Source organism: Sphingomonas canaveralia (assembly GCF_047238125.1).
Taxonomy (GTDB): Bacteria; Pseudomonadota; Alphaproteobacteria; order Sphingomonadales; family Sphingomonadaceae; genus JBDFMH01.
Genome location: NZ_JBDFMH010000001.1, coordinates 1,667,954 through 1,688,267, shown reverse-complemented (window position 1 = coordinate 1,688,267; position 20,314 = coordinate 1,667,954). Strand labels below are relative to the sequence as shown.

At 67.3% G+C, this 20,314-nt stretch carries 23 protein-coding genes; 12 read left to right on the top strand and 11 right to left on the bottom strand.

The features are described 5' to 3' along the window. Positions 1-5: 5 nt before the first annotated feature. Positions 6-479: an Hsp20 family protein gene (locus tag ABC347_RS08240; RefSeq protein ID WP_413245254.1), complete on the bottom strand. Its 474-nt coding sequence runs from the start codon at positions 477-479 to the stop codon at positions 6-8. A 245-nt stretch (positions 480-724) separates the two neighbouring features. Between ABC347_RS08240 and ABC347_RS08235 the strand changes: the two genes are divergently transcribed. From ABC347_RS08235 to ABC347_RS08225, 3 genes are read left to right on the top strand one after another with little or no spacing between them, the layout of a single operon-like run. After that, positions 725-1,159: a DUF1465 family protein gene (locus ABC347_RS08235; protein ID WP_413245253.1), complete on the top strand. Its 435-nt coding sequence runs from the start codon at positions 725-727 to the stop codon at positions 1,157-1,159. Positions 1,160-1,215: 56 nt separating this feature from the next. Further along, positions 1,216-2,358, top strand: a complete 1,143-nt coding sequence (locus ABC347_RS08230; RefSeq protein ID WP_413245252.1) for an iron-containing alcohol dehydrogenase — start codon at positions 1,216-1,218, stop codon at positions 2,356-2,358. Further along, complete coding sequence (locus ABC347_RS08225) at positions 2,355-2,792, top strand: acyl-CoA thioesterase (protein ID WP_413245251.1); 438 nt, start codon at positions 2,355-2,357, stop codon at positions 2,790-2,792. Before ABC347_RS08230 ends, ABC347_RS08225 begins: the two co-directional genes overlap by 4 nt. A gap of 57 nt (positions 2,793-2,849) precedes the next feature. On the opposite strand, the gene ABC347_RS08220 is transcribed toward ABC347_RS08225, so the two are convergent. The 8 genes from ABC347_RS08220 to ABC347_RS08185 are packed head-to-tail and all read right to left on the bottom strand — an operon-like array spanning position 2,850 to position 9,560. Beyond that, positions 2,850-3,149 (bottom strand): SWIB/MDM2 domain-containing protein, encoded by a 300-nt coding sequence (locus ABC347_RS08220; protein ID WP_413245250.1) that lies wholly within the window; start codon positions 3,147-3,149, stop codon positions 2,850-2,852. 54 nt (positions 3,150-3,203) lie between these two features. Further along, the gene (locus ABC347_RS08215; protein WP_413245249.1) at positions 3,204-4,229 is read right to left on the bottom strand and encodes a glycosyltransferase family 4 protein; all 1,026 of its coding nucleotides are present in this window, start codon (positions 4,227-4,229) and stop codon (positions 3,204-3,206) included. Continuing rightward, positions 4,226-5,845, bottom strand: coding sequence for an alpha-amylase family glycosyl hydrolase (locus ABC347_RS08210; RefSeq protein WP_413245248.1), 1,620 nt, complete (start codon positions 5,843-5,845; stop codon positions 4,226-4,228). The genes ABC347_RS08215 and ABC347_RS08210 overlap by 4 nt, the downstream gene beginning before the upstream one ends. After that, on the bottom strand, positions 5,842-6,954 hold the full coding sequence (locus ABC347_RS08205) for a glycoside hydrolase family 130 protein (RefSeq protein ID WP_413245247.1): 1,113 nt from the start codon (positions 6,952-6,954) through the stop codon (positions 5,842-5,844). Before ABC347_RS08205 ends, ABC347_RS08210 begins: the two co-directional genes overlap by 4 nt. 48 nt (positions 6,955-7,002) lie before the next feature. Continuing rightward, positions 7,003-8,016 (bottom strand): nucleotidyltransferase domain-containing protein, encoded by a 1,014-nt coding sequence (locus tag ABC347_RS08200; protein ID WP_413245246.1) that lies wholly within the window; start codon positions 8,014-8,016, stop codon positions 7,003-7,005. Then, a complete protein-coding gene (locus tag ABC347_RS08195) occupies positions 8,013-8,870 on the bottom strand; it encodes an HprK-related kinase A (protein WP_413245245.1) in 858 nt (285 codons plus the stop codon). The genes ABC347_RS08200 and ABC347_RS08195 overlap by 4 nt, the downstream gene beginning before the upstream one ends. After that, positions 8,867-9,133, bottom strand: a complete 267-nt coding sequence (locus tag ABC347_RS08190; RefSeq protein ID WP_413245244.1) for an HPr-rel-A system PqqD family peptide chaperone — start codon at positions 9,131-9,133, stop codon at positions 8,867-8,869. Before ABC347_RS08190 ends, ABC347_RS08195 begins: the two co-directional genes overlap by 4 nt. A 10-nt stretch (positions 9,134-9,143) precedes the next feature. Next, positions 9,144-9,560 carry a hypothetical protein gene (locus ABC347_RS08185; RefSeq protein WP_413245243.1) on the bottom strand — a complete coding sequence of 139 codons (417 nt, stop codon included), beginning with the start codon at positions 9,558-9,560 and terminating at the stop codon, positions 9,144-9,146. A 106-nt stretch (positions 9,561-9,666) separates the two neighbouring features. Between ABC347_RS08185 and ABC347_RS08180 the strand changes: the two genes are divergently transcribed. From ABC347_RS08180 to phoB, 7 genes are read left to right on the top strand one after another with little or no spacing between them, the layout of a single operon-like run. Continuing rightward, on the top strand, positions 9,667-10,935 hold the full coding sequence (locus ABC347_RS08180) for an ATP-binding protein (protein ID WP_413245242.1): 1,269 nt from the start codon (positions 9,667-9,669) through the stop codon (positions 10,933-10,935). A 43-nt stretch (positions 10,936-10,978) separates the two neighbouring features. After that, positions 10,979-12,025 carry a substrate-binding domain-containing protein gene (locus ABC347_RS08175; RefSeq protein WP_413245241.1) on the top strand — a complete coding sequence of 349 codons (1,047 nt, stop codon included), beginning with the start codon at positions 10,979-10,981 and terminating at the stop codon, positions 12,023-12,025. 4 nt (positions 12,026-12,029) lie between these two features. Then, positions 12,030-13,418 (top strand): phosphate ABC transporter permease subunit PstC, encoded by a 1,389-nt coding sequence (pstC, locus tag ABC347_RS08170; protein WP_413245240.1) that lies wholly within the window; start codon positions 12,030-12,032, stop codon positions 13,416-13,418. Further along, positions 13,411-14,709 (top strand): phosphate ABC transporter permease PstA, encoded by a 1,299-nt coding sequence (gene pstA / locus ABC347_RS08165; protein WP_413245239.1) that lies wholly within the window; start codon positions 13,411-13,413, stop codon positions 14,707-14,709. The genes pstC and pstA overlap by 8 nt, the downstream gene beginning before the upstream one ends. Before the next feature lies 1 nt (position 14,710). Continuing rightward, positions 14,711-15,520, top strand: a complete 810-nt coding sequence (gene pstB / locus ABC347_RS08160) for a phosphate ABC transporter ATP-binding protein PstB (RefSeq protein WP_413245238.1) — start codon at positions 14,711-14,713, stop codon at positions 15,518-15,520. A gap of 11 nt (positions 15,521-15,531) precedes the next feature. Beyond that, positions 15,532-16,239: a phosphate signaling complex protein PhoU gene (gene phoU, locus ABC347_RS08155; RefSeq protein WP_413245237.1), complete on the top strand. Its 708-nt coding sequence runs from the start codon at positions 15,532-15,534 to the stop codon at positions 16,237-16,239. A gap of 4 nt (positions 16,240-16,243) precedes the next feature. Continuing rightward, positions 16,244-16,942, top strand: a complete 699-nt coding sequence (gene phoB / locus ABC347_RS08150; protein WP_413245236.1) for a phosphate regulon transcriptional regulator PhoB — start codon at positions 16,244-16,246, stop codon at positions 16,940-16,942. Between the two features lie 56 nt (positions 16,943-16,998). Here phoB and ABC347_RS08145 read toward each other — a convergent pair whose 3' ends face one another. Together ABC347_RS08145 and ABC347_RS08140 are read right to left on the bottom strand one after the other, a co-directional pair. Further along, a complete protein-coding gene (locus ABC347_RS08145) occupies positions 16,999-17,607 on the bottom strand; it encodes a hypothetical protein (RefSeq protein ID WP_413245235.1) in 609 nt (202 codons plus the stop codon). A 124-nt stretch (positions 17,608-17,731) separates the two neighbouring features. Beyond that, positions 17,732-18,175: a host attachment family protein gene (locus ABC347_RS08140; protein ID WP_413245234.1), complete on the bottom strand. Its 444-nt coding sequence runs from the start codon at positions 18,173-18,175 to the stop codon at positions 17,732-17,734. Positions 18,176-18,264: 89 nt separating this feature from the next. On the opposite strand from ABC347_RS08140, the gene serS reads away from it, so the two are divergent. Both serS and surE read left to right on the top strand, forming a co-directional pair. Continuing rightward, entirely contained in the window at positions 18,265-19,539 is a 1,275-nt protein-coding gene (gene serS / locus ABC347_RS08135) for a serine--tRNA ligase (protein WP_413245233.1), read from the top strand. Beyond that, positions 19,539-20,303 (top strand): 5'/3'-nucleotidase SurE, encoded by a 765-nt coding sequence (gene surE, locus ABC347_RS08130; RefSeq protein ID WP_413245232.1) that lies wholly within the window; start codon positions 19,539-19,541, stop codon positions 20,301-20,303. Before serS ends, surE begins: the two co-directional genes overlap by 1 nt. The last annotated feature ends 11 nt before the right edge of the window (positions 20,304-20,314 follow it).

Genomic DNA, 20,314 nt, shown 5'->3' with positions numbered 1-20,314 from the left:
CCGGTTCAGGCGATCTCGAGCGACTTGGTGTCGGCTTCAATCACGCCGGGAGTTTCTTCGCCATCGATCGCGATCCGGCGCGGCTTCTTGTGCTCGGGAATCTCGCGGACCAGATCGATGTTCAGCAGTCCGCGGTCATAGCTGGCGGCCGTCACCTTGATCGTGTCGGCTAGCTGGAACCGGCGTTCGAACGCGCGCTTGGCGATGCCGCGATGCAGGAACTGGCGTTCGGGGGCATCCTTGTCGTCACCGGTGCGCCCGACCACAATCAGGACATTTTCCTGGACGGTCAGGTCAAGTTCGGACCGGTCAAAGCCGGCGACCGCCATCTGGATGCGATAGGTGCCGTCGCCGATCTTCTCGATATTGTAGGGCGGATAGGCATCGCCTTCGCCGCGGGTCGCGAAATCGACGAGCCGGTTCAAATTCTCGAACCCGATCGAGGAGCGCAGCAGGGGCGCAAAATCGAGAGTACGCATAGGTCTCAGTCCCTTCATAAGCAGAGCGAGTGAAGGCCCGCGGCAGGCCGCCGGACCGGGCCGGCCGCGCCCCGCAAAGGGCGACGCGGCCGTCCCGATGGAGAATCTGGTTTCGTCGTCGCTTGTTTCAAGAGGGAACGGTGCGCGCGGAATTCACCCTTTTTGCCGGTTCCGGCCACGCGCGGGCTGTGCGATGATCAGGCATGGGAAATGTACCGGATCAGATGCCGCATAGCAGCGGAAGGTTGACGATCCGCGTAGTTAATGCGCTGCACGTCGAAGCCATGCTGCTGGCCGATGAGGTGCGCGCCTATTTCGATGAGACCGGGCGTGCGGATCGGGATGCGCTGCCGCCCGGCCTGCGGGTCGGCTTCAGCTGTGAATCGCTGAAGGTCACGACGCGGCTGATGCACGTCATCGCTTGGCTGCTGGCGCGCCGCGCGGTCTATGCTGGGGAACTTGGTGCGGCACAGACCAGCGGCCGGACCCGGCGGTTGGGCGAGGCAGCCGACAGCGATCATGAACTGGTGGCGCAACTGCCCGCGCCGGCGCGACAGCTGATCGAGGCAAGCCGTGATCTATATGCGCGGGTGGGCCGGCTCGAACAGGAGATCGACGCGCCGGCGCCGCCGTCTAGCCCCGCACGAACCTTGCTGACGAGGCTCGAGCGCGCCTTCTGATGCTTGCGCCCGGCGTCTCCGCGCCCTAACCGGGAGCAGGTTGACGGGAGCGTAAAGTGCCCGAGCATTTTGTCTTCAACTATGGGCCGCGGCTGGTTTCCGGGGCCGGCGTTGCCGAGCGGCTGGTGGAGCACCTGTCCGGCCAACGGATCCTGTTCGTTACCGATGCGGGCGTGCGTGGACTCGGCCTGGCGGATGCCGCGCTAGAGGGTCTGCGGCGCGACGGTCGCGACGTCACGATCTTCGACGCGGTCGAGCCCGATCCCTCTCGCGATACCGTGATGGCCGCGGTGGCGGCCGGGCACGGCGCCGATGGGGTGATTGGTTTCGGTGGCGGCAGCCCGATGGATGTCGCCAAGCTGGCCGCCTATCTGATCGGATCGGGCGACCTGCTCGACGACATTTGGGGTGTCGGGCGTGCAACCGGGCGACGGCTGCCGCTGACGCTCGTGCCGACGACGGCGGGGACGGGTTCCGAAGCGACGCCGGTCACCGTCATCACTGTCGGCGGGGCTGAAAAGCGGGGGGTAAGCAGCGCGGCACTGGTTCCCGATACCGCGCTACTCGATCCCATATTGACGATCGGCCTGCCGCGAGATGCGACGGCCGCGACTGGCATCGATGCGATGGTCCACGCGATCGAAGCCTATACGTCCGCGCGGTTGAAGAATCCGATGTCGGACCTGCTGGCGCGCGAGGCGATCGGTCTCATCGCAGCCAATCTGCGCCGCGCCTGCGATGCGCCGGACGATCTTGCCGCGCGCGAAGCGATGCTGCGCGCGAGCCATCTCGCCGGCGTCGCCTTCGCCAACGCCCCGGTGGCGGGCGTCCATGCGCTGGCCTATCCGCTGGGCGGGCATTTCCATCTGCCGCACGGGCTGTCGAACGCGCTGATGCTGCCGCATGTGCTGGGCCACAATATGGGGGCTGCGATGCCGCTCTATGCGGAGCTTGGGCCACTGGTCGATCCGTCGCTGGCCCGGCTCGGCACCCAGGCGGCGGCGCAGGGCCTGGTGGAAGCGGTGCGGACGCTGTCGATCGCGGTCGGATTGCCGCAGCGGCTGAGCGCGCTCGGGATCGGGCGCGGCGACCTGGAGCTTCTGGCGGGCGAGGCGATGAAGCAGGAGCGGTTGCTGGCGAATAATCCCTGCCCGATCGACCTCGCCGACGCGCGGCGCATCTACGAGGCTGCGCTGTGAGCCGTACGCCGTTCCGACCGCGTGCCGCCTATCGCCAGTGGCGCAGGATCGACACGCGCTGGGCGGACAATGACGTGTACGGCCACGTCAACAACACCGTGCACTATCAGTGGTTCGACAGCGCGGTGAACGGCTGGCTGATCGATTGTGGGCTGCTGGATGTGGAAACGGGCGACCCGATCGGCCTCGTGATCGAGACGGGGTGCCGCTATGCGCAGCCGCTGGCCTATCCGGGTCGGGTCGAGGTTGGTCTGGCGGTGGACACGATCGGCGGATCGAGCGTGCGCTATGCGATCGGCATCTTCGCGGAAGAGGCGGAGACGGCGGCGGCCGAAGGCTTCTTCGTCCATGTCCATGTCGACCGGGCGACCCGGCGGCCGGTGCCGATCCCGCCTGTGTGGCGGGCCGCGTTCGAGGCGATCAGGCTGGGCTGACCGCTTGAGGCTTGCCGGGCCGGGGGCAGTGCGCCCGCCGGCCCGGCCGATCCCGCATCAGGCCTTCAGATGGGCCGAGAAATGCTTGTTCATCTCGAACATGGTGACCTTCTTCTTGCCGAAGACCTTCTCGAGCTTGTCGTCGGCCAGAATCTCGCGCTTGTTTTCCGGGTTCTGGAGATTGTTCTTCTTGATGTACTCCCAGACCTTGCTCACGACGTCGCTGCGCGAGATCGCGCCGGTGCCGACGATCGCGCCGAGCTCTGCCGAGGGGGTCAGCGGCTTGGACAGGCCATCGGCCTTCTTCGCGCCAGTGGCCTTCTTTTCGCCAGCGGCCTTAGCCGGTGTCTTCGCCATGTACGTCCTCCACTTGTTTTGGAGAGGCGGGCTTCCCGCAAAGCGGGCGCGCGGTCAAGACGGCTTCGCGGAGCCGCCAAGTATCTCACGGTAAAGCGCGAGATAGGCGTCGGCCATGCGATCAATCGAAAAACGCGCCTCGGCAGCCTGGCGGCAGGCGATGCGATCGATCTCACCCAGGCGTCCGATCGCGGCGATCGCACCGTCGACGTCATCGACCAGGAAGCCGGTGACGCCATCGTCGATCAGCTCGGGCATCGATCCGCGCCGAATGGCAATTACCGGGGTTCCGCAGGCGAGCGCCTCGATGACCGAAAGGCCGAAGGGCTCATCAAAATTGATGAGGTGCAACAGACACTTGGCCGCGCCCAGCGCGCGCACCCGCTCTGCACCGCCGACGGTCCCGGGATGGCGGATGCGCCCGCCCGCGAGATGCGGCGCCACCTCGCGCGCATAATAGCCTTCGTCCTGTACGATGCCGTACATGGCGAGCTCGTGATCGGTGGCGCGGGCGACTGCGATCGCCTCTGCAGCGCCCTTGTCGGGATGGAAGCGGCCGAAGAACAGCAGCCGGTCCGCGCCGATCGGATCGAACGCGAAATCGCCGATCGGAATGCCGTGATGGATGGTGGCAGCGTAGTCGAGCCCGGGCGCACGATCGGAATCGCTGATCGCGACATAATGCGTCGTCGAGTCGTAGCGCCGATAGACAGGCATGATTCGATCGGACGAGAAGCCGTGGATCGTGGTGACGACCGGCGTATCGACGAGGCCGGAAAAGGCCAGCGGCATGAAATCGGCCTGATTGTGGATGATGTCGAATTCGGCCGCACGCTCGAACACATTGGCGATATGCAGCGCTTCCCAGACCTTGGCATCGATCGATGGATCTTCCGAATAGGGCGCGGGCACCACGCCATCCAGCCGGGCGGCAGTGAGACTGTCGAGCGTTGCGAACAGCGTGACATCGACCCCGCGCGCGAACAGCGCCTCGGTCAACAGGCTCGTGACCAATTCCCACGGCCCGTAATGGCGGGGCGGGGTGCGCCAACTGATCGGCGCGAGCATCGCGATCCTCATGAAACGTCGCGCGGGGGTATGAACACTACGCCCTCGTTCGGGCGCAGTTCCAGTGTCGAGCCGGCGGCAAGCGGCACGCCGGACAGCGTGGTCGCGGCCAGCTTGTGGTCCTTTGCCCAGGGCGGCAGATCGATATGGACATAGGCATCGTCCAGGTTGAGCAGCACGATCACCCGGCGCCCGCCAGTTTCGCGGACATAGCCCAACAGGCCGTTGCGGCCCTCGCTTGGGGCGGCGGCGGGAACGAGGTGGATCGCCCCGACCGACAGTGCCGGTTCGATCTGCCTGAGCGCAATCAATCGCCGATAGAGCGACAGCATAGATTGGGGATCGGCCGATTGAGCGGCGACATTGCGTGACGGCCAGTCGAGATGCAGCGGCAGCCACGGATCGCCGGTCGTGAAGCCGCCGTTCGGGCTGCCATCCCAAGCCATCGGCGTACGGACCGGATCGCGGCCAAGGCCGAGGCCGGGCTCGCGCAGCTCGCGTGGATCCTGGATCCGGTCGGCTGGCACGTCGACATCAGTCAGCCCGATCTCGTCTCCCTGATAGAGGGTGGGCGTGCCGCGCAGGGTGAGCAGCAGCATCGCAGCAACCCGCGCCTGCGCCGGGCCGACGCGGCTGGCGATGCGGGGCCGATCATGATTGCCGAGCACCCAGTTGGGCCAGCCCCCCGGCGGCAGTGCGGCTTCATAGTCGCCGATGATCCGGCTGAGCGCGGGCGCGGTCCATTCCGCCTCGATCAGCGCGAAGTTGAACGGCAGGTGCACGCCGGGGGCATCCCGGGTGCCGTAATAGGCCATCAGCCGATCGTTCGGCAGATAGATCTCGCCGACCAGGAGACGATCGCCATGACGATCGGCCAGCGCGCGCATCTCTGCTGCGATCTCGTGGACTTCGGGCTGATCGGTGCTCTCGGTCTGGTGGACGCGCAGCATGTCCGCCATGCCGGGCCGCCAGTCCGGATTTGGCGGGTTGTCCTTCAATTCAGCCGATTTCACCATGTGCCAGAGCACGTCGATGCGGAACCCATCGACACCGCGCCGGAACCACCAGTCCAGCGTCTCCAGCATTTCCCGGCGCAGGTCGGGGTTGCGCCAGTTGAGATCGGGCTGCTCCTTAAGGAAGGCATGGGCGTAATATTGCCCGCTCGCCTCATCCCACTCCCACGCGGGGCCGCCGAAATCGCTAATCCAATTGTTGGGCGGGCCGCCATCCGTGGCCGGATCGGCCCAGATATACCAGTCGCGCTTCGGATCATCGCGCGAGGAACGGCTGGCGACGAACCAGGGATGCTGGTCCGAACTATGGTTGGGCACGAAATCCATCAGGACCTTCAGGCCGCGGGCATGCGTCTCGCCGACCAGCCGGTCGAAATCCTCGATCGTGCCGAAGCGCGGATCGATGCCGCGATAATCCGATACGTCATAACCGAAATCCGCCATGGGCGACGGATAGACCGGCGAGAGCCAGATCGCGTCGACGCCGAGCGTAGCGAAATGATCGAGCCGGCCGATGATGCCTGCCAGATCGCCAATGCCATCGCCATCGCTGTCCTGAAACGAGCGCGGATAGACCTGGTAGATCACCGCGGACTGCCACCAGGGCCGGGTCATGCGAAGCGCTCCTTCGGAATATGTGTGATGCGGCAGGCGAGATCGGCCTCGCCCGATGCCACGATCCAGTGATCGCCGCCATTGGCGATGCCGGTGGTGAAGACAACCTCGCTCGGCAGGTAGAGCCGGTCGGCGATCGGCGCGGTGAGCGCGGGATTCGCCTCGAGCAACGGCGTGCGGTCCTCCATTCGCAGAATGTGAGTGGGATCGTCGCGATCGAGCAGCGACCAGAAGCTGCGATAGACCCCGACCTCCCCCTGTTGCTCCACCCCATGCCAGATCATCATCCAGCCGGCGTCGGTCAGCACCGGCTGGCTGCCGCCGCCGACCTTCATGGCGCCGGGCGTTCCGCGACGCGGGCGGATGAACGGGGCGTCGACCGGCTTCCAGTGCAGCCCGTCCGGCGAGGTGGCGAGATTGATCGAGGGGCCGCCGAGCCACTCGCTGCCCGGCGGATAGGCGAAATAAAGCTCGCCGAGTGGCCGGGTTAGCGCCCAATAGCGCCCGGCGATGCGGCCTTCGAACAGGATCATGTCCTTGTTCTGATGATCGAGCACCAAGCCATGGCAGGTCCAGTCGGAGCCGTCCTGCGAGCTGTATATCGCGGTGCCGTGGCGTTCAGGGCTGACGGCGCAGACCGTCATCCAATAGGTGCCGTCGATGCGGCTGATGCGGGCATCCTCGATCCCGTAGCAGGCCCAGTCGGCGGGCGGTTGCAGCGCGCGATCATAGTGGATGGCGACGATCTCGCGCCCGTCCGGCGTCAGCTCGACCGGCAACAGCCAGCTCAGCGACGTCAGCGCGAGCAGGCGGTGGCGGCCGCCGGGCAGGCTGAACTGGCGCGGATCGCGCATGTCGACGCCTGATAGCGGATGCGCGTCCAGCCGGTAATGCCCCGCCTCCCAGCGGACCGCGCGGACATGATCACCGGCAATCGGATGAAGCAGCGCCTCCGCCACGCGCACCATCAGCAGCAGGTTGCCCGACGGCAGGACCGCGAGCCCCGGATTGAAGGCGCCGAGAACGAATGTCGGATCGGGAAAGGATCGGCGCAGCGGGGAGCGCGCGAGATCGACGTCGTCGGGTCCGAAGATCAGATAATCGTCCATTCGCCCTCCGCTCGCTCATCCTACGTTCCGGGGCAAGGCGGGTTCCGGTCAGCCGGCCTTGCGCCACTTGATCCAAAGATGGCGCGCCAGCATCGCAGGCGGCATCCGGATCGCGTGGCTGCGGACATAGAAGGCGAGGCGGGTGGCGGGGCGGGTGGCGCGGCCCCAGCCGTCGCGCGCCAGCAGGCGGCGTCGGTAGAGGCGGTCGGCCGGTCGGGCGCGGCCGGCCAGCGCGGCATCGACCGGGGTGCCGTAGAGCGATGCCGACAGCCTGAGCGCCCGGGCGACATGCGGCACGAGATCATGCGCCATGGCGCGTTCGCGCAGTTCGATGTCGAAGGCGGGATCGGTGCGGAGCTGGCGCAGCAGCCGATCGATGTCCCACAGGTTGCGCAGGCCGCCGGCGAGATCGCCATCGGCAAACAGATGCGCCGCCGCGTGGACGATCATGTCCGCCGGATGGAGGACGGGAAGGCCGCTTTCGATGGGACGGGCTTCCGCGATCAGCAGATCGGCGCAGGGCTTCGGGCGGGCGGTGGGTGGCAGGATGGTGTGATGCACGTCGATCATGCGATCGCGCGCACGGTGGATCAGCGGCGGCAGTTCATGCATCCAGCGGCGGTAATAGAGCTGGTCGTAGGGATCGTCCTTGACCCATTCCCAGCCGGCCGAAATCAGCGCTGCCTCGACGGCATCGAGCCTATCGCGGGGCACCAGGATATCGAGATCGCCGATCGCGCGGCCGCGCGCGGCGTCGAGATCAGCGGCGGCGAAGGCGGTTCCTTTCAGCAGGACCAGCGGCACCGCGAGCGGGGCGAGCGCGCGGCGGGCCATCTCCGCTTCCCACAAGGCCGCGCGGCGCGCTTCCTCGGCGGATATGCGGGCTGCCGCGAGGATGGCTGCGACCTCGGCCGGCACCGGCTGGCCGTCGAGCCGATCCGCGAGTGTGCCGGCCATCTGCTCTGCCCGCGCGGCGCAGAGCAGCGCGGTCCATCCATTGGGCGAAAGGCCGGCGGTCGTGGCGGGATCCGCCAAAGCGCGCACGAGCAAGGCCGCGGTCATGGCAGCTCGGCGGCGATGCGCTCGACCAGATCGATCGCGGCGGTGGTATCGGGATAATCGATCGCGACTGCGGGCGCGGCGGCGACCAGACCGGTCAGCGCGGCGAAGCCGGCCTCGCCCAGCGCGACATAGTTGGTCGATGCCTGGGTCAACCGTACGAATGCCTCCGCGCCGCCGACGGCACGGATCGCGGTCTCGTGGCCGAAGCGGGGGAACAGGATCGCGGCGGGGCGAGCGGGCTCGTCCATCCGCGCGATCGCGGTGGCATCGGGGATCAGGTGGCGGATCAGGCCCTTCGGCGTGCCGGCCAGCGCGGGGCCCATCCGCGCCGCGCCCGCTTCCGCCGCCACCACCGCAACCGAAGCGTTCTTCAGGCTGACGGGGCGGGGAAAGGCGTGGAGCAGGCCGGTTTTGGGATCGAGCAGCGCGAATTCATCGCCCATTAGCCGCCAGCCGCGCAGTGACAACAGCGCCGCCAGCGTGGATTTGCCCGCCCCGCTTTCGCCCGTCAGGATCAGCGCGCGGCCACCGCGCTCGACACTGGCCGCGTGGAGCAGCAGGAAGCGTCGTTCGCCCAGCGCGAGCTGCAGGTTCATCGCCATTTCGGCGGCCAGCAGCCCATGCGCCAGCGCCATCGGCAGCGCATCGGGCAGCATGAAATCGCCGCGGATCGCGACCGACGGCCGGATGAAGCGCCGCCACGGCCGTTCGGGTTCGAGCCGGACGGTGAACTGCGGCACGGGCGGGCGGGGATAGCCGCGATAGAGGTGTTCCAGCGCCACGATCGGCGCGCGCCAGGCCGACCCGACCCGGAACCCTGCCGGGCCGATCCGGACCGCGAAGCTGTGCCTCATGCGCGCGTGACGAGGCCGCTGGCCTCCAACTCGGCCAGCCGCTCGACGATTGCGGCGATCATGGCCGCATCGTCGGCAAAGCCCATCCGGCAGGCGATCGCCTCTGCGTCGGCCGGCATATCGGCCAGCATGGCAAGCAGCGCGGGGGCGGGGTCCGCCAAGATATGGGTCTGGCCGGATGGGCGATGATAGAGGAGCGTCAGCCCGTCGATCGCGACGCTGTGGCACGCGCCGGGCGGATCGGCGCGATAGCGGATCGGCACGGCCGGCCGGTCAGCCGCGCGGCATCTGCAGCGATGCGTAGCAGGTGAAGCCGCTGGTGCCCTGCTGCAGCCGCCGGATATAGTTGGTGTAGGCCTGGCTGGTGCGATAATCGACGCCCGGAAGCGAGCGGCCTTGCAGTGCGGCCTTCACATCCTCGCCTTTGAACGGGCGGACGGCGGGCGGGAAGGCGCCTTCGCTGTTCGGCGGCACCAGTGTGCCATCCTGCGCGATCCACTGGCCGGCACGGGCGGGATCGGGCACTGGAATCTCGCAATTGAGCACCGAACCGGTGGCCTGCGCGAGCGCGGGGCGGATGGTGACGACGGTGGACGCACCGAGCGCGCCCAGCATCAGCGCACGGCGGCCGGCATCCGCCCCGCCGCCCTTGTCCGCCGCAGCGGCCTCGCCCGAACCCGTCTCGTCCATCGCGCCCTCTTGCCCTGCTTTGGCTTTCATAAGCGTAAAGGTCTGCCGCCGCCATTCTGAAACATTTGGCGGTCAACCCGGAGCGGCCCTATGCGGGACTCCTTCGATGCAACCGGTGCTGGCGATGCATGTGCTGATCTCGATCCTGGCGGCGGTCGCAGCCGCGGTGGCGGCGCTGGTGCTGGCCGCGCCGCCGGCTGCCGCCGGCCTGTGTGCGGTGCTGGGGGCGGCGGCAGGCTATGCGCTGGCCCGCCCGGCCGCGCCATCCCAGATAGCAATCGCTGCCAGCGAGCCGGACGACGCCGCCTTGTCGGTATCCGATCTGATCGAGGCGATCGACGATCCGGTGCTGCTGGTGGATCGCCAGCGGGTGAGTTCGGCCAATGCCGCCGCCCTGCGCCTGCTGGGCGACCACGCGATCGGGCAGGACGTTCGGCTGGCGATCCGCCACCCGGCGGCGGCGGAACGGCTGGTCGGCCGGCTCGCCCCCGGCGAGGCGGCGCTGCCGCCGATCCCGCTGATGGGGATCGGTGAGCATGAGCGGCGTTGGGAACTGAGCATCCGGCGGCTGGACGATGATCGCCGGCTGGTGCGGCTGGCGGATCGAACCGGCGCGCACGCCGCCGAGCAAATGCGGGTCGATTTCGTGGCCAATGCCAGCCATGAGCTGCGCACGCCCCTGGCGACGCTGCTCGGCTTCATCGAGACGCTCGAGGATCGCAACGCAGCGGAGGACGCTGCGACGCGCGCGCGATTCCTCAAGATCATGCTGGGTGAGGCCAAGCGGATGCAGCGTCTGGTCGAAGATCTGATGTCGCTGTCGCGGATCGAAGCCGAGAAATATTCGGTGCCGCAGCAACCGGTGCCACTGGCGGCGCTTGTGGAAGAGGCGCGCGGTGCCGCGCGCTCACCGGCCGGCGACGATGGCGCGCGCATCCGCATCGAATTGACCGAAGAGGCACCGGCGGTGCTGGGGGACAAGGCGCAGCTTTCGCAGCTGGTGCAGAATCTGGTCGGCAACGCGTTGAAATATGGTCGCCCGGGGACGCCGGTCGCAGTCTCGATCCGCCGCGCGCCGGGCAACATGGTCCAGCTGATCGTGGCCGACGAGGGCGAGGGCATCGCACCCGAGCATATCCCGCGGCTTACCGAGCGATTCTATCGCGCCGATCCCGGCCGTAGCCGTGCTTTGGGCGGGACCGGGCTGGGGCTGGCGATCGTCAAGCATATCGTGGAGCGGCATCGCGGCCGGCTGGATATCAGCAGCGTGGTCGGCCGCGGCACGAAGGTGAGTGTGGTGTTGCCGGCAGCGCCGGCCCCGTTGTCATCAAACAGTCACGGAACCGTCACAGGGGAGCGCATCGAAGCGTCCTAGCGGACGGCTGCGTCGGACGACCGTCCGGCATCTCGGAGGATCGATGCGCGCAACCGCGATACTGGCCGGTCTGGCCCTGATGGGCATGGCCGGCTGCGCCTATGAGCCCGGCGGGAATGCCGGTGCGGCGCGCTCGCAGGTACGGATCGTGGGATCGTCGACCGTCTATCCGTTCACCACCGCGGTGGCCGAGCAGCTTGGCCGCCGGCTGCCCGATACGCTGGCCCCGATCGTCGAATCGACGGGCACGGGCGCGGGCATGAAGCTGTTCTGCCAGGGGGTGGGTGCGCGCTATCCCGATGTCGAGAATGCCTCGCGCCGGATCAAGAAGTCCGAGGTGGAGGACTGCGTCAAGAACGGCGTTGCCGGCATTATCGAGCTGCAGGTGGGCATCGACGGCATCGCGCTGGGCGAAAGCGTGCGCGGCAACCGGTTCGAACTGACCGAGGCCGACGTCTATCGTGCGCTGGCGGCGACACCCTATGGCCGCCCGCAGACCGCGCAGTCTTGGCGCGACGTGAACCCGGCGCTGCCCGCGCTGCCGATCCGCGTCTATGGCCCGCCGCCGACATCGGGCACGCGAGACGCGTTCGTCGAGCTGATCCTGGAGAAGGGCTGCGATGCCGATCCGGCGATGAAGGCGCTGAAAAAATCGGACGAGGACCGCCACAAGCAGTTGTGCACGCGGATCCGCGAGGACGGCGCGTTCATCGAAGCGGGCGAGAACGACAATCTGATCGTGCAGAAGCTGGCTGCAAATCCGGATGCGATCGGCATCTTCGGGTACAGCTTTATCGAGGAGAATGGCGACAGGATCAGGGGCATCCCGCTGCAGGGCGTGGCGCCGAGCTACCAGACGATCGCCGACTATACCTATCCGGGGGCACGTCCGCTCTATGTCTATATCAAGGCGGCGCATCTGGATGCGGTGCCGGGGCTGCGCGCGTTCGTGACCGAATATGCCCGCGCCTGGAACCCCGGCGGCTATCTGACGCGACGGGGCCTGATTCCCGCGCCAGACGACATCCGCGCGAAGAATGCGGCGGTGGCGGCGAGGTTCGCGCCGCTCGACCTGTCGACGATCAGCTGATCCGATGACCAGCGCTCTCCTGCTTCTCGCCATCGGCCTGGCCGCGATCGCATGGATCGCCGGCCGCGCACGCGCCGCGCAGTTCCCGACCGTGGGCGTTTCCGCCGATCAGCGGCCGCACAGCCGCCCCGCGCAGCATGGCTGGTATGTCGCCTTGTGGGCGCTGCTGGCGGCGCTGCCTTTCCTGGCGGTGTGGCTCTATCTGATGCCGGGCCTGGCGATGGGGGCCGCGCTCGAGCAATCGCACGTTGCGCTGCCGGCGGACGGGCCGGCGCGGATCGCCGTGCTGTCCGAAATCCGCGCGCTGCATTCCGGCGCACTACCGGCGGCGTTCGATCCGCGTGCCGAGGCGATCCTGCCGGCCTATTCGGTGGCGATGGCGCGGTTCGGCTGGATCGGCGCGGCGCTGATGGCGATGCTGGCGTTCGCGGCCGGGGCGCTGGCCTTCTCGCGCCTGTCGCCGCGGTTCCGGGCGCGCACCCGCGTGGAGCGGGTGGTGATGGCCGCACTGCTGATCGCATCGCTGATCGCGATCCTGACGACGCTCGGCATCGTCAGTTCGCTGCTGTTCGAATCGCTGCGTTTCTTCTCGCGCGTGTCGCCGGTCGAGTTCCTGTTTGGCACGAGCTGGTCCCCGCAGACGGCGATCCGGGCGGATCAGGTGGGATCGTCGGGCGCGTTCGGCGCTGTGCCGCTGTTCTGGGGCACGGTGTTCATCGGCGCGATCATCGCGATGATCGTGGCGATCCCGCTCGGCCTGATGAGCGCGATCTATCTGACGCAATATGCCAGCCCCGCCGCGCGCCGCTGGCTGAAGCCGATCCTCGAGGTGCTCGCGGGCGTGCCAACCGTGGTCTACGGCTATTTCGCCGCGCTGACGGTGGCGCCCGCCATCCGCGACTTCGCCGCCGCGATCGGGATCTCGGGCGCGTCATCGGAAAGCGCGCTGGCGGCGGGCGTGGTGATGGGCGTGATGATCATCCCATTCGTTTCGTCGATGGCGGACGATTCGATCGCCGCGGTGCCGCAATCGATGCGCGACGGCAGCCTGGCGATGGGCGCCACCACTTCGGAGACGATCCGCAAGGTGCTGGTGCCGGCCGCGCTGCCCGGCGTGGTGGGCGGCGTGCTGCTGGCCGTGAGCCGCGCGATCGGCGAGACGATGATCGTGGTGATGGCGGCCGGCCTTTCGGCCAACCTGACCGCAAATCCGTTCGCCAGCGTGACGACGGTGACGACGCAGATCGTACAGTTGCTGACCGGCGACCAGGAATTCGACAGCGCCAAGACGCTGGCGGCGTTCGCGCTTGGGCTGGTGCTGTTCATCGTCACGCTTGCGCTCAACATCGTCGCGCTGCGCGTCGTGAAGAAGTATCGGGAAGCGTATGAATAGCGTGCTCGTGCCCGGATCGCAGGCCGAGGGCCATCCCGTCGCGGCGCGCGTCCCGACCGACTGGAAGACATCGGCGATGCAGACCCGCATCCGCCGCCGCTATGCGGCCGAGCGCCGGTTCCGCCTGCTGGGGCTGGTTTCGGTGCTGCTGTCGGTCGGCTTCCTCGCCTTCCTGCTCGTCACGATGATCGGGCAGGGCGCGCGCGGCTTCACCCAGACCGAACTCAGGCTGCCGATCGATTTCGCGCAGTCCGGCCTGTCGATCGAGCCGGCGGTGCTGCGCGGCGATGGCGCGCGGGCGGCGTTGGCGGGGGCGGACCTCGAAGGCGTGACGGCGGCGGCCGCGGTGAAGGCCTATGGCAAGGATGGCGCGCGGCTGCTGTCCGACGGTGCCTGGCTGGCGGTGCGCAGCGCGATCGTGGCCGATCCCACGCTGGTGACGCGCCGCGCTGAATTGTGGGTGCCGGCCGCGACCGCGATCGACCTGGCCGCCAAGGGCGACGCCCCGCCTGAGGCGCGCGCGCGGCATGATCGGCTGGCGCAGGCCGGCGCGGTGCGCACCGGCATCAACTGGCCGTTTCTGAGCGCGGCGGATTCGACTGATCCGACGCTGGTCGGCATCTGGGGCGCGTTCAAGGGATCGCTGCTGACGATGGCGATCACGCTGGCGCTGGCCTTTCCGATCGGAGTGCTTTCGGCGCTCTATCTGGAGGAATATGCGCCGCGGAACCGCTGGACCGATCTGATCGAGGTTTCGATCAACAATCTGGCGGCGGTACCCTCGATCATCTTCGGCCTGCTCGGCCTGGCGGTGTTCCTGAATGTAATGCACCTGCCGCGATCGGCTCCGATCGTGGGCGGCATGACGCTGGCGCTGATGACGATGCCGGTGATCGTAATCGCCGGGCGCAACGCGATCAAGGCCGTGCCGCCGTCGATCCGCGATGCGGCGCTGGGGATCGGCGCGAGCCGCGTACAGGTGGTGTTCCACCATGTGTTGCCGCTGGCGCTGCCCGGCATCCTGACCGGCACGATCATCGGCATGGCGCGCGCGCTGGGCGAGACTGCGCCGCTGCTGATGATCGGCATGCGCGCCTTCATCTCCGCTCCGCCGGCAGGGCTGGACAGCCCGGCGACGGTGCTGCCGGTGCAGATCTTCCTGTGGGCGGACGAAGTGAGCCGCGGGTTCGTCGAGAAGACGTCCGCTGCGATCATCGTGCTGCTGGTGTTCCTGCTCGCGATGAACGGGATCGCCATCTATCTTCGCAACCGCTTCGAACGGCGCTGGTGACATGAACGATCAAAGCCTGAACCAAGTCGCCGCGCATCAAGCCGCGGTGCCGGATGCGCCCAAGATGACGGCGCGCAACGTGAACGTGTTCTACGGCGCCAAGCAGGCGATCAAGGACGTGTCGATCGATGTCGGCATGGATAACGTCACGGCGTTCATCGGACCGTCCGGCTGCGGCAAATCCACCTTCCTGCGCACCATGAACCGGATGAACGACACCGTCGCCTCGGCACGTGTGGAAGGCCAGATCACGCTGGACGGCGAAGACATCTATTCCTCGGACATGGATGTCGTGCAGCTGCGCGCGCGGGTCGGCATGGTCTTCCAGAAGCCGAACCCGTTTCCCAAGTCGATCTACGAGAATGTTGCCTATGGTCCGCGCATCCACGGGCTGGCCGCGGGCAAGGCCGAGATGGACCAGATCGTCGAGAAATCCTTGAAGCGCGCGGGCTTGTGGGAGGAAGTGAAGGACCGGTTGCAGGAAAGCGGCACGGCGCTTTCGGGCGGACAGCAGCAGCGGCTGTGCATCGCGCGCGCGATTGCGGTCGACCCGGAAGTCATCCTGATGGACGAGCCCTGTTCGGCGCTCGATCCAATCGCGACGGCCCGGATCGAGGAACTGATCCACGAACTGCGCGGCCGTTATGCAATCGTGATCGTCACGCACAACATGCAACAGGCAGCGCGCGTAAGCCAGAAGACCGCCTTCTTCCACCTCGGCACGCTCGTCGAATATGGCGACACGTCCGACATTTTCACCAATCCCCGCCAGACGCGGACCAAGGATTACATCACCGGCCGGTACGGCTGAGGAGCGGCAGCATGGCGACGACGACGGGCCACACGGTCAAGGCATTCGACGACGATCTGGGCGAGCTTCGCGCGCTGGTTTCGGAAATGGGCGGGCGTGCGGAAGCCGCCATCACCGATTCGCTGCAGGCACTGGTACGCCGTGATCTCGATGCCGCGGCCCGCATCGTAGAGGACGACAAGAAGATCGATGCGCTCGAAGCCGATATCGAACGCGCCGCGATCCGCCTCATCGCGCTGCGCGCGCCGATGGCGGACGATCTGCGCGACGTGCTGGCCGCGCTCAAGATTTCCGGCGTGATCGAGCGGATGGGCGATTACGCCAAGAACATCGCGAAACGGGTGACGGTGCTTCAGGATGCGAAGGGGATCGAACCGCTGTCGATCCTGCCGGCGATGGGCCGGGTCGTATCCGAGATGGTGCACAGCGTGCTCGATGCCTTTTCCGCGCGAGACCCCGAAGCGGCGATCCGGGTGTGCGAGCGCGACCGCGCGGTCGACGATTTCTACAATTCCATCTTCCGCACTCTGCTGACCCACATGATGGAAAATCCCCACACCATCACCGCATCGGCGCATCTGCTGTTCATCGCCAAGAATCTCGAGCGGATCGGCGATCATGCCACCAACGTCGCCGAGATGGTCTATTTCGCCGCGACTGGCCATCAGATGACCGAGCGGCCGCGCGGCGACGATCCCTTTGCCCGAGATCCGGAGTAAGCTTATGCCCCGCGCCCGCCTGCTGCTGGTTGAAGATGATGCGGCGCTTGCCGAACTCGTCGCCTGGCATTTCGAACGCGAGGAATTCGAAGTCGAACGGACCGGCGACGGTGAGGAAGCGCTGCTGCTGGCGCAGGAAAGCCCGCCCGATCTGGTGCTGCTCGACTGGATGATCGAGGGGCTGTCGGGAATCGAGGTGTGCCGGCGCCTGCGGCGGATGCCGGATACCGCAAACGTGCCGATCATCATGCTCACCGCGCGCGGCGAGGAAGAGGATCGGGTGCGTGGACTGGAAACCGGGGCGGACGATTATGTCACCAAGCCCTTCTCGCCACGCGAACTGGTCGCGCGCGTCGGTGCCGTATTGCGGCGGGTGCGCCCGGCGCTGGCCGGCGAACGGCTGATCTATTCGGATATCGAGATGGATACCGTCAGCCACAAGGTGCGGCGCGGTGGATCGACCGTGCCGCTTGGCCCGACCGAATTCCGGCTGCTCAAGCATTTCCTTGAACATCCAGGCCGTGTGTTCAGCCGCGAACGGCTGCTGGATTCGGTTTGGGGGCGCGATTCAGATATCGAGCCGCGCACCGTCGACGTCCATATCCGACGGCTACGAAAGGCCGTGAACCTGGAGGGGCTGCCCGACGTAATCCGCACGGTCCGCTCGGCAGGGTATGCCTTGGATTCCGAGGGGATCGCCTGACAGCAAAATGGCCCGCCTCTTCCGAGGCGAGCCACCCTGCGACCCGACAGGCGGGATCAGTTGGTGCCGGTGGGCGCGGCCGACTTGGCCGCCGCATCCAGCTCGGCCGCGGTCATCGCGATTACCGGGCCCGTGGTGCCCTTTGCGAATGCCGTCAGCGGCAGCTTCACCTTGCTGTTCGCGGTGGCGACGGTCGCGAATTCGCCATCGACCGATTCGATTTTGCCGACCGCACCACCCTTGGCGTCGCTGACCGATGCGCCAGCGGTTACCTGCGCCTTCGCATCGGCGGCAGTGCTGGCGGCGGCACCTGATGCGGCGGCGTCGACCTCGGCCTTGGTCATGCCGATTACCAGCCCGGTCGTGCCCTGAGCGAAGGATGTGACCGGAAGCCGGACCTTGTTCGTTCCGGTGGACAGGACGGCGAACTCACCATCGATCGACTCCACGGTGCCCACCGCACCACCCTGCGCATCGCTGACCGATGCGCCTGCGGTCACCTTGGCGGTCGTGCCGGCCGTCGCACCGGCGGCAGGCGAGGGCGTTGTGGCGCCCGGCGTAGTAGCCGCGGGCGGGGCAGTGGGAGAAGGCGCAGTTTCCTGAGCCATCAGCGGCGCGGCAGCCAGGCTCGCGAAGCCGGCGAGCAGCAACATCTTGCAATTCATAACAAACTCCTTGGAAAACCCTTGGGGAAAAGCATTGTCAGTCGCATCAACACTCAAAACCCGGATCCGGTCATTGCGGTTCCGACGAATCGAGGCGTTGGCGGGACGGCGTGATTTGCGCCGATCACTCTGCCGCGATCAGCAACCGTTCGATCTCGTCGATCGGATGGCCGGTCAGGTCTTTTGCCAGCTCACCGGTGATCCGCGCCTGCACTTCCTTGTGGTAATGTTTGCGCAGTTCGCCGAGCGTCGATGGCGGGGCAATGATGATCAGCTTCTCGAATTCATTCGCCAGAGCGCGGCGCTTGAGCATGTCGGCAACTTCTGCGGCGAAGCGCTGCTCCTCGATCTCGTGAAAGTCGGTCTGTTCATAGGCATTGCGCCCGCTGCCGTTGCTGGCGAATGCGCGGCCCGGCTGATCGGTACCCTGCTCGCGGGTCGGCGGATTGTCCTGCTCGCGCTTGCGGACCACCTCCAGGTTTGGCGCGGCAGCATCGCCGGCGTTGCGCAGGAAAAGCAGCTTCCGGCCATCGGCAACAAGCACATGGCTGTCGTGCGGAACGTTCATGATGATCTCCTGTAGCATGGCCGATCCTTTCCCAACGCCGCGGGGCGGGCCGGGTTGCGCCGCTCTGCGGCTGCCGCCATAGGCCGGCCATGCACGACATCCGCCTGATCCGCGACGCCCCCGAAGCCTTCGATGCCGGGCTGTCCCGGCGTGGACATGTGCCGGTTGCAGCGGCGATCGTGGCGCAGGATGCGCGCCGCCGCGCACTCACGACCGAGCTGCAGACTGCCCAATCGAGGCGCAACGAGGCTTCCAAGGCGATCGGCCAGGCCAAGGCGCAGCGCGACGAGGCAACCGCGCAGGCGCTGATGGCAGAAGTTGCTGCCCTCAAGGCGCGACTGCCCGAGATCGAGGCGGAGGAGGCGGCGCTTGGTACGGCGCTCGATCAACGGCTTGCCTCGCTGCCGAACCTGCCGGCATCGGATGTGCCCGATGGCGAGGACGAGAGCGGCAATGTCGAGGTCAAGCGTTGGGGCAGTCCGCGCGACTTCACTTTCGACCCGCGCGACCATGCTGATTTCGGGCCGGCGCTGGGGCTGGATTTCGAAGGCGGGGCGCGGATTTCGGGCGCGCGCTTCACCGTCCTGCGCGGGCGGATCGCGCGGCTGAACCGCGCGCTGGGCCAGCTGATGCTGGACATGCAGACGGCGGCCGGGTTCGAGGAGATGGCGCCGCCGGTGCTGGTGCGCGACGAGGCGCTGTTCGGCACCGGGCAGCTGCCGAAGTTCGCCGAGGATCTGTTCCGCACGACCGACGGCCGCTGGCTGATCCCGACCGCCGAGGTGAGCCTGACAAACCTGGTGCGCGAGCAGATCCTGGACGAAGCCCAACTGCCGCTGCGGATGACTGCGCTGACCCCGTGCTTCCGCTCCGAGGCGGGGGCGGCCGGGCGCGACACGCGCGGCCTGATCCGGCAGCACCAGTTCGACAAGGTGGAGCTGGTGGCGATCACCACGCCCGAGACGTCGGATGCGATGCAGCTGGAGATGCTTGCGGCGGCGGAAGCGGTGCTGGAAGCGCTCGACCTGCCCTATCGCCGGATGCTGCTATGCGCGGGCGACATGGGGTTCACCGCTGCCCGGACCTATGATCTCGAAGTCTGGCTGCCGGCGCAGCGCTGCTACCGGGAGATCAGCAGCGTATCTACCTGCGGCGATTTCCAGGCGCGGCGGATGAATGCGCGCTATCGCCCCGTCGGCGAAGTGAAGGGCACGCGCTTCGTCCATACGCTGAACGGATCGGGGCTGGCGGTCGGCCGCACGCTGGTGGCGGTGCTGGAGAATTATCAACAGGCCGACGGATCTGTGACGATGCCCGATGCCCTGAAACCCTATCTGCCCTTCGACCGGATCGAGCCCGCCTGATGCGCATCCTGATCACCAACGACGACGGCATCAACGCGCGCGGGTTGAAGGTTCTTGAAGAGATCGCGGCGCACTTCTCCGACGACGTCACCGTGGTCGCGCCGACCGAGGAACAGTCGGGCGCGGGCCATTCGCTGACGCTGTCACGGCCTGTACGACTCCGCCGGCTGGGCGAGACGCGGTTCGCGGTGACGGGCACGCCGACCGATGCGGTGATGATGGCGCTGGCGCATATCATGAAGGATGCCAAGCCGGACCTGATCCTATCCGGCGTCAACCGCGGCGCGAACCTGGCTGAGGATGTGACCTATTCAGGCACCGTTTCCGCCGCGATGGAAGGCGCGCTGGCGGGGGTACGATCGATCGCGCTGAGCCAGGTCTACAGCCGCCAGGGCCTGGGCGATGCGGTGCCGTTCGAGACGGCCGCCGCCTGGGGGCCGCGCGTGCTGGCCCCGCTGATCGAGGCGCCGGTGGCGCCGCGCACGCTTGTGAACGTGAATTTCCCCGCGCTCGCGCCCGATCAGGTGCACGGCGTGCGCGTGGTGCGGCAGGGCCTGCGCGATTATGGGCGCGCGCAGATCGTCAAGGGCACCGATCCGCGCGGTTATGATTATTACTGGTACGCGCTGGGCGACATGCCGCATACGCCCGGCCACCAGACCGATCTGGAGGCGATCGCGGACGGCTTTGTCTCCGTCACCCCGATCCAGCTCGACATGACCGACGACAGCACGCTGGCCGCGCTCGCGGCGCATATTGGCTGATCCGGTTGGCG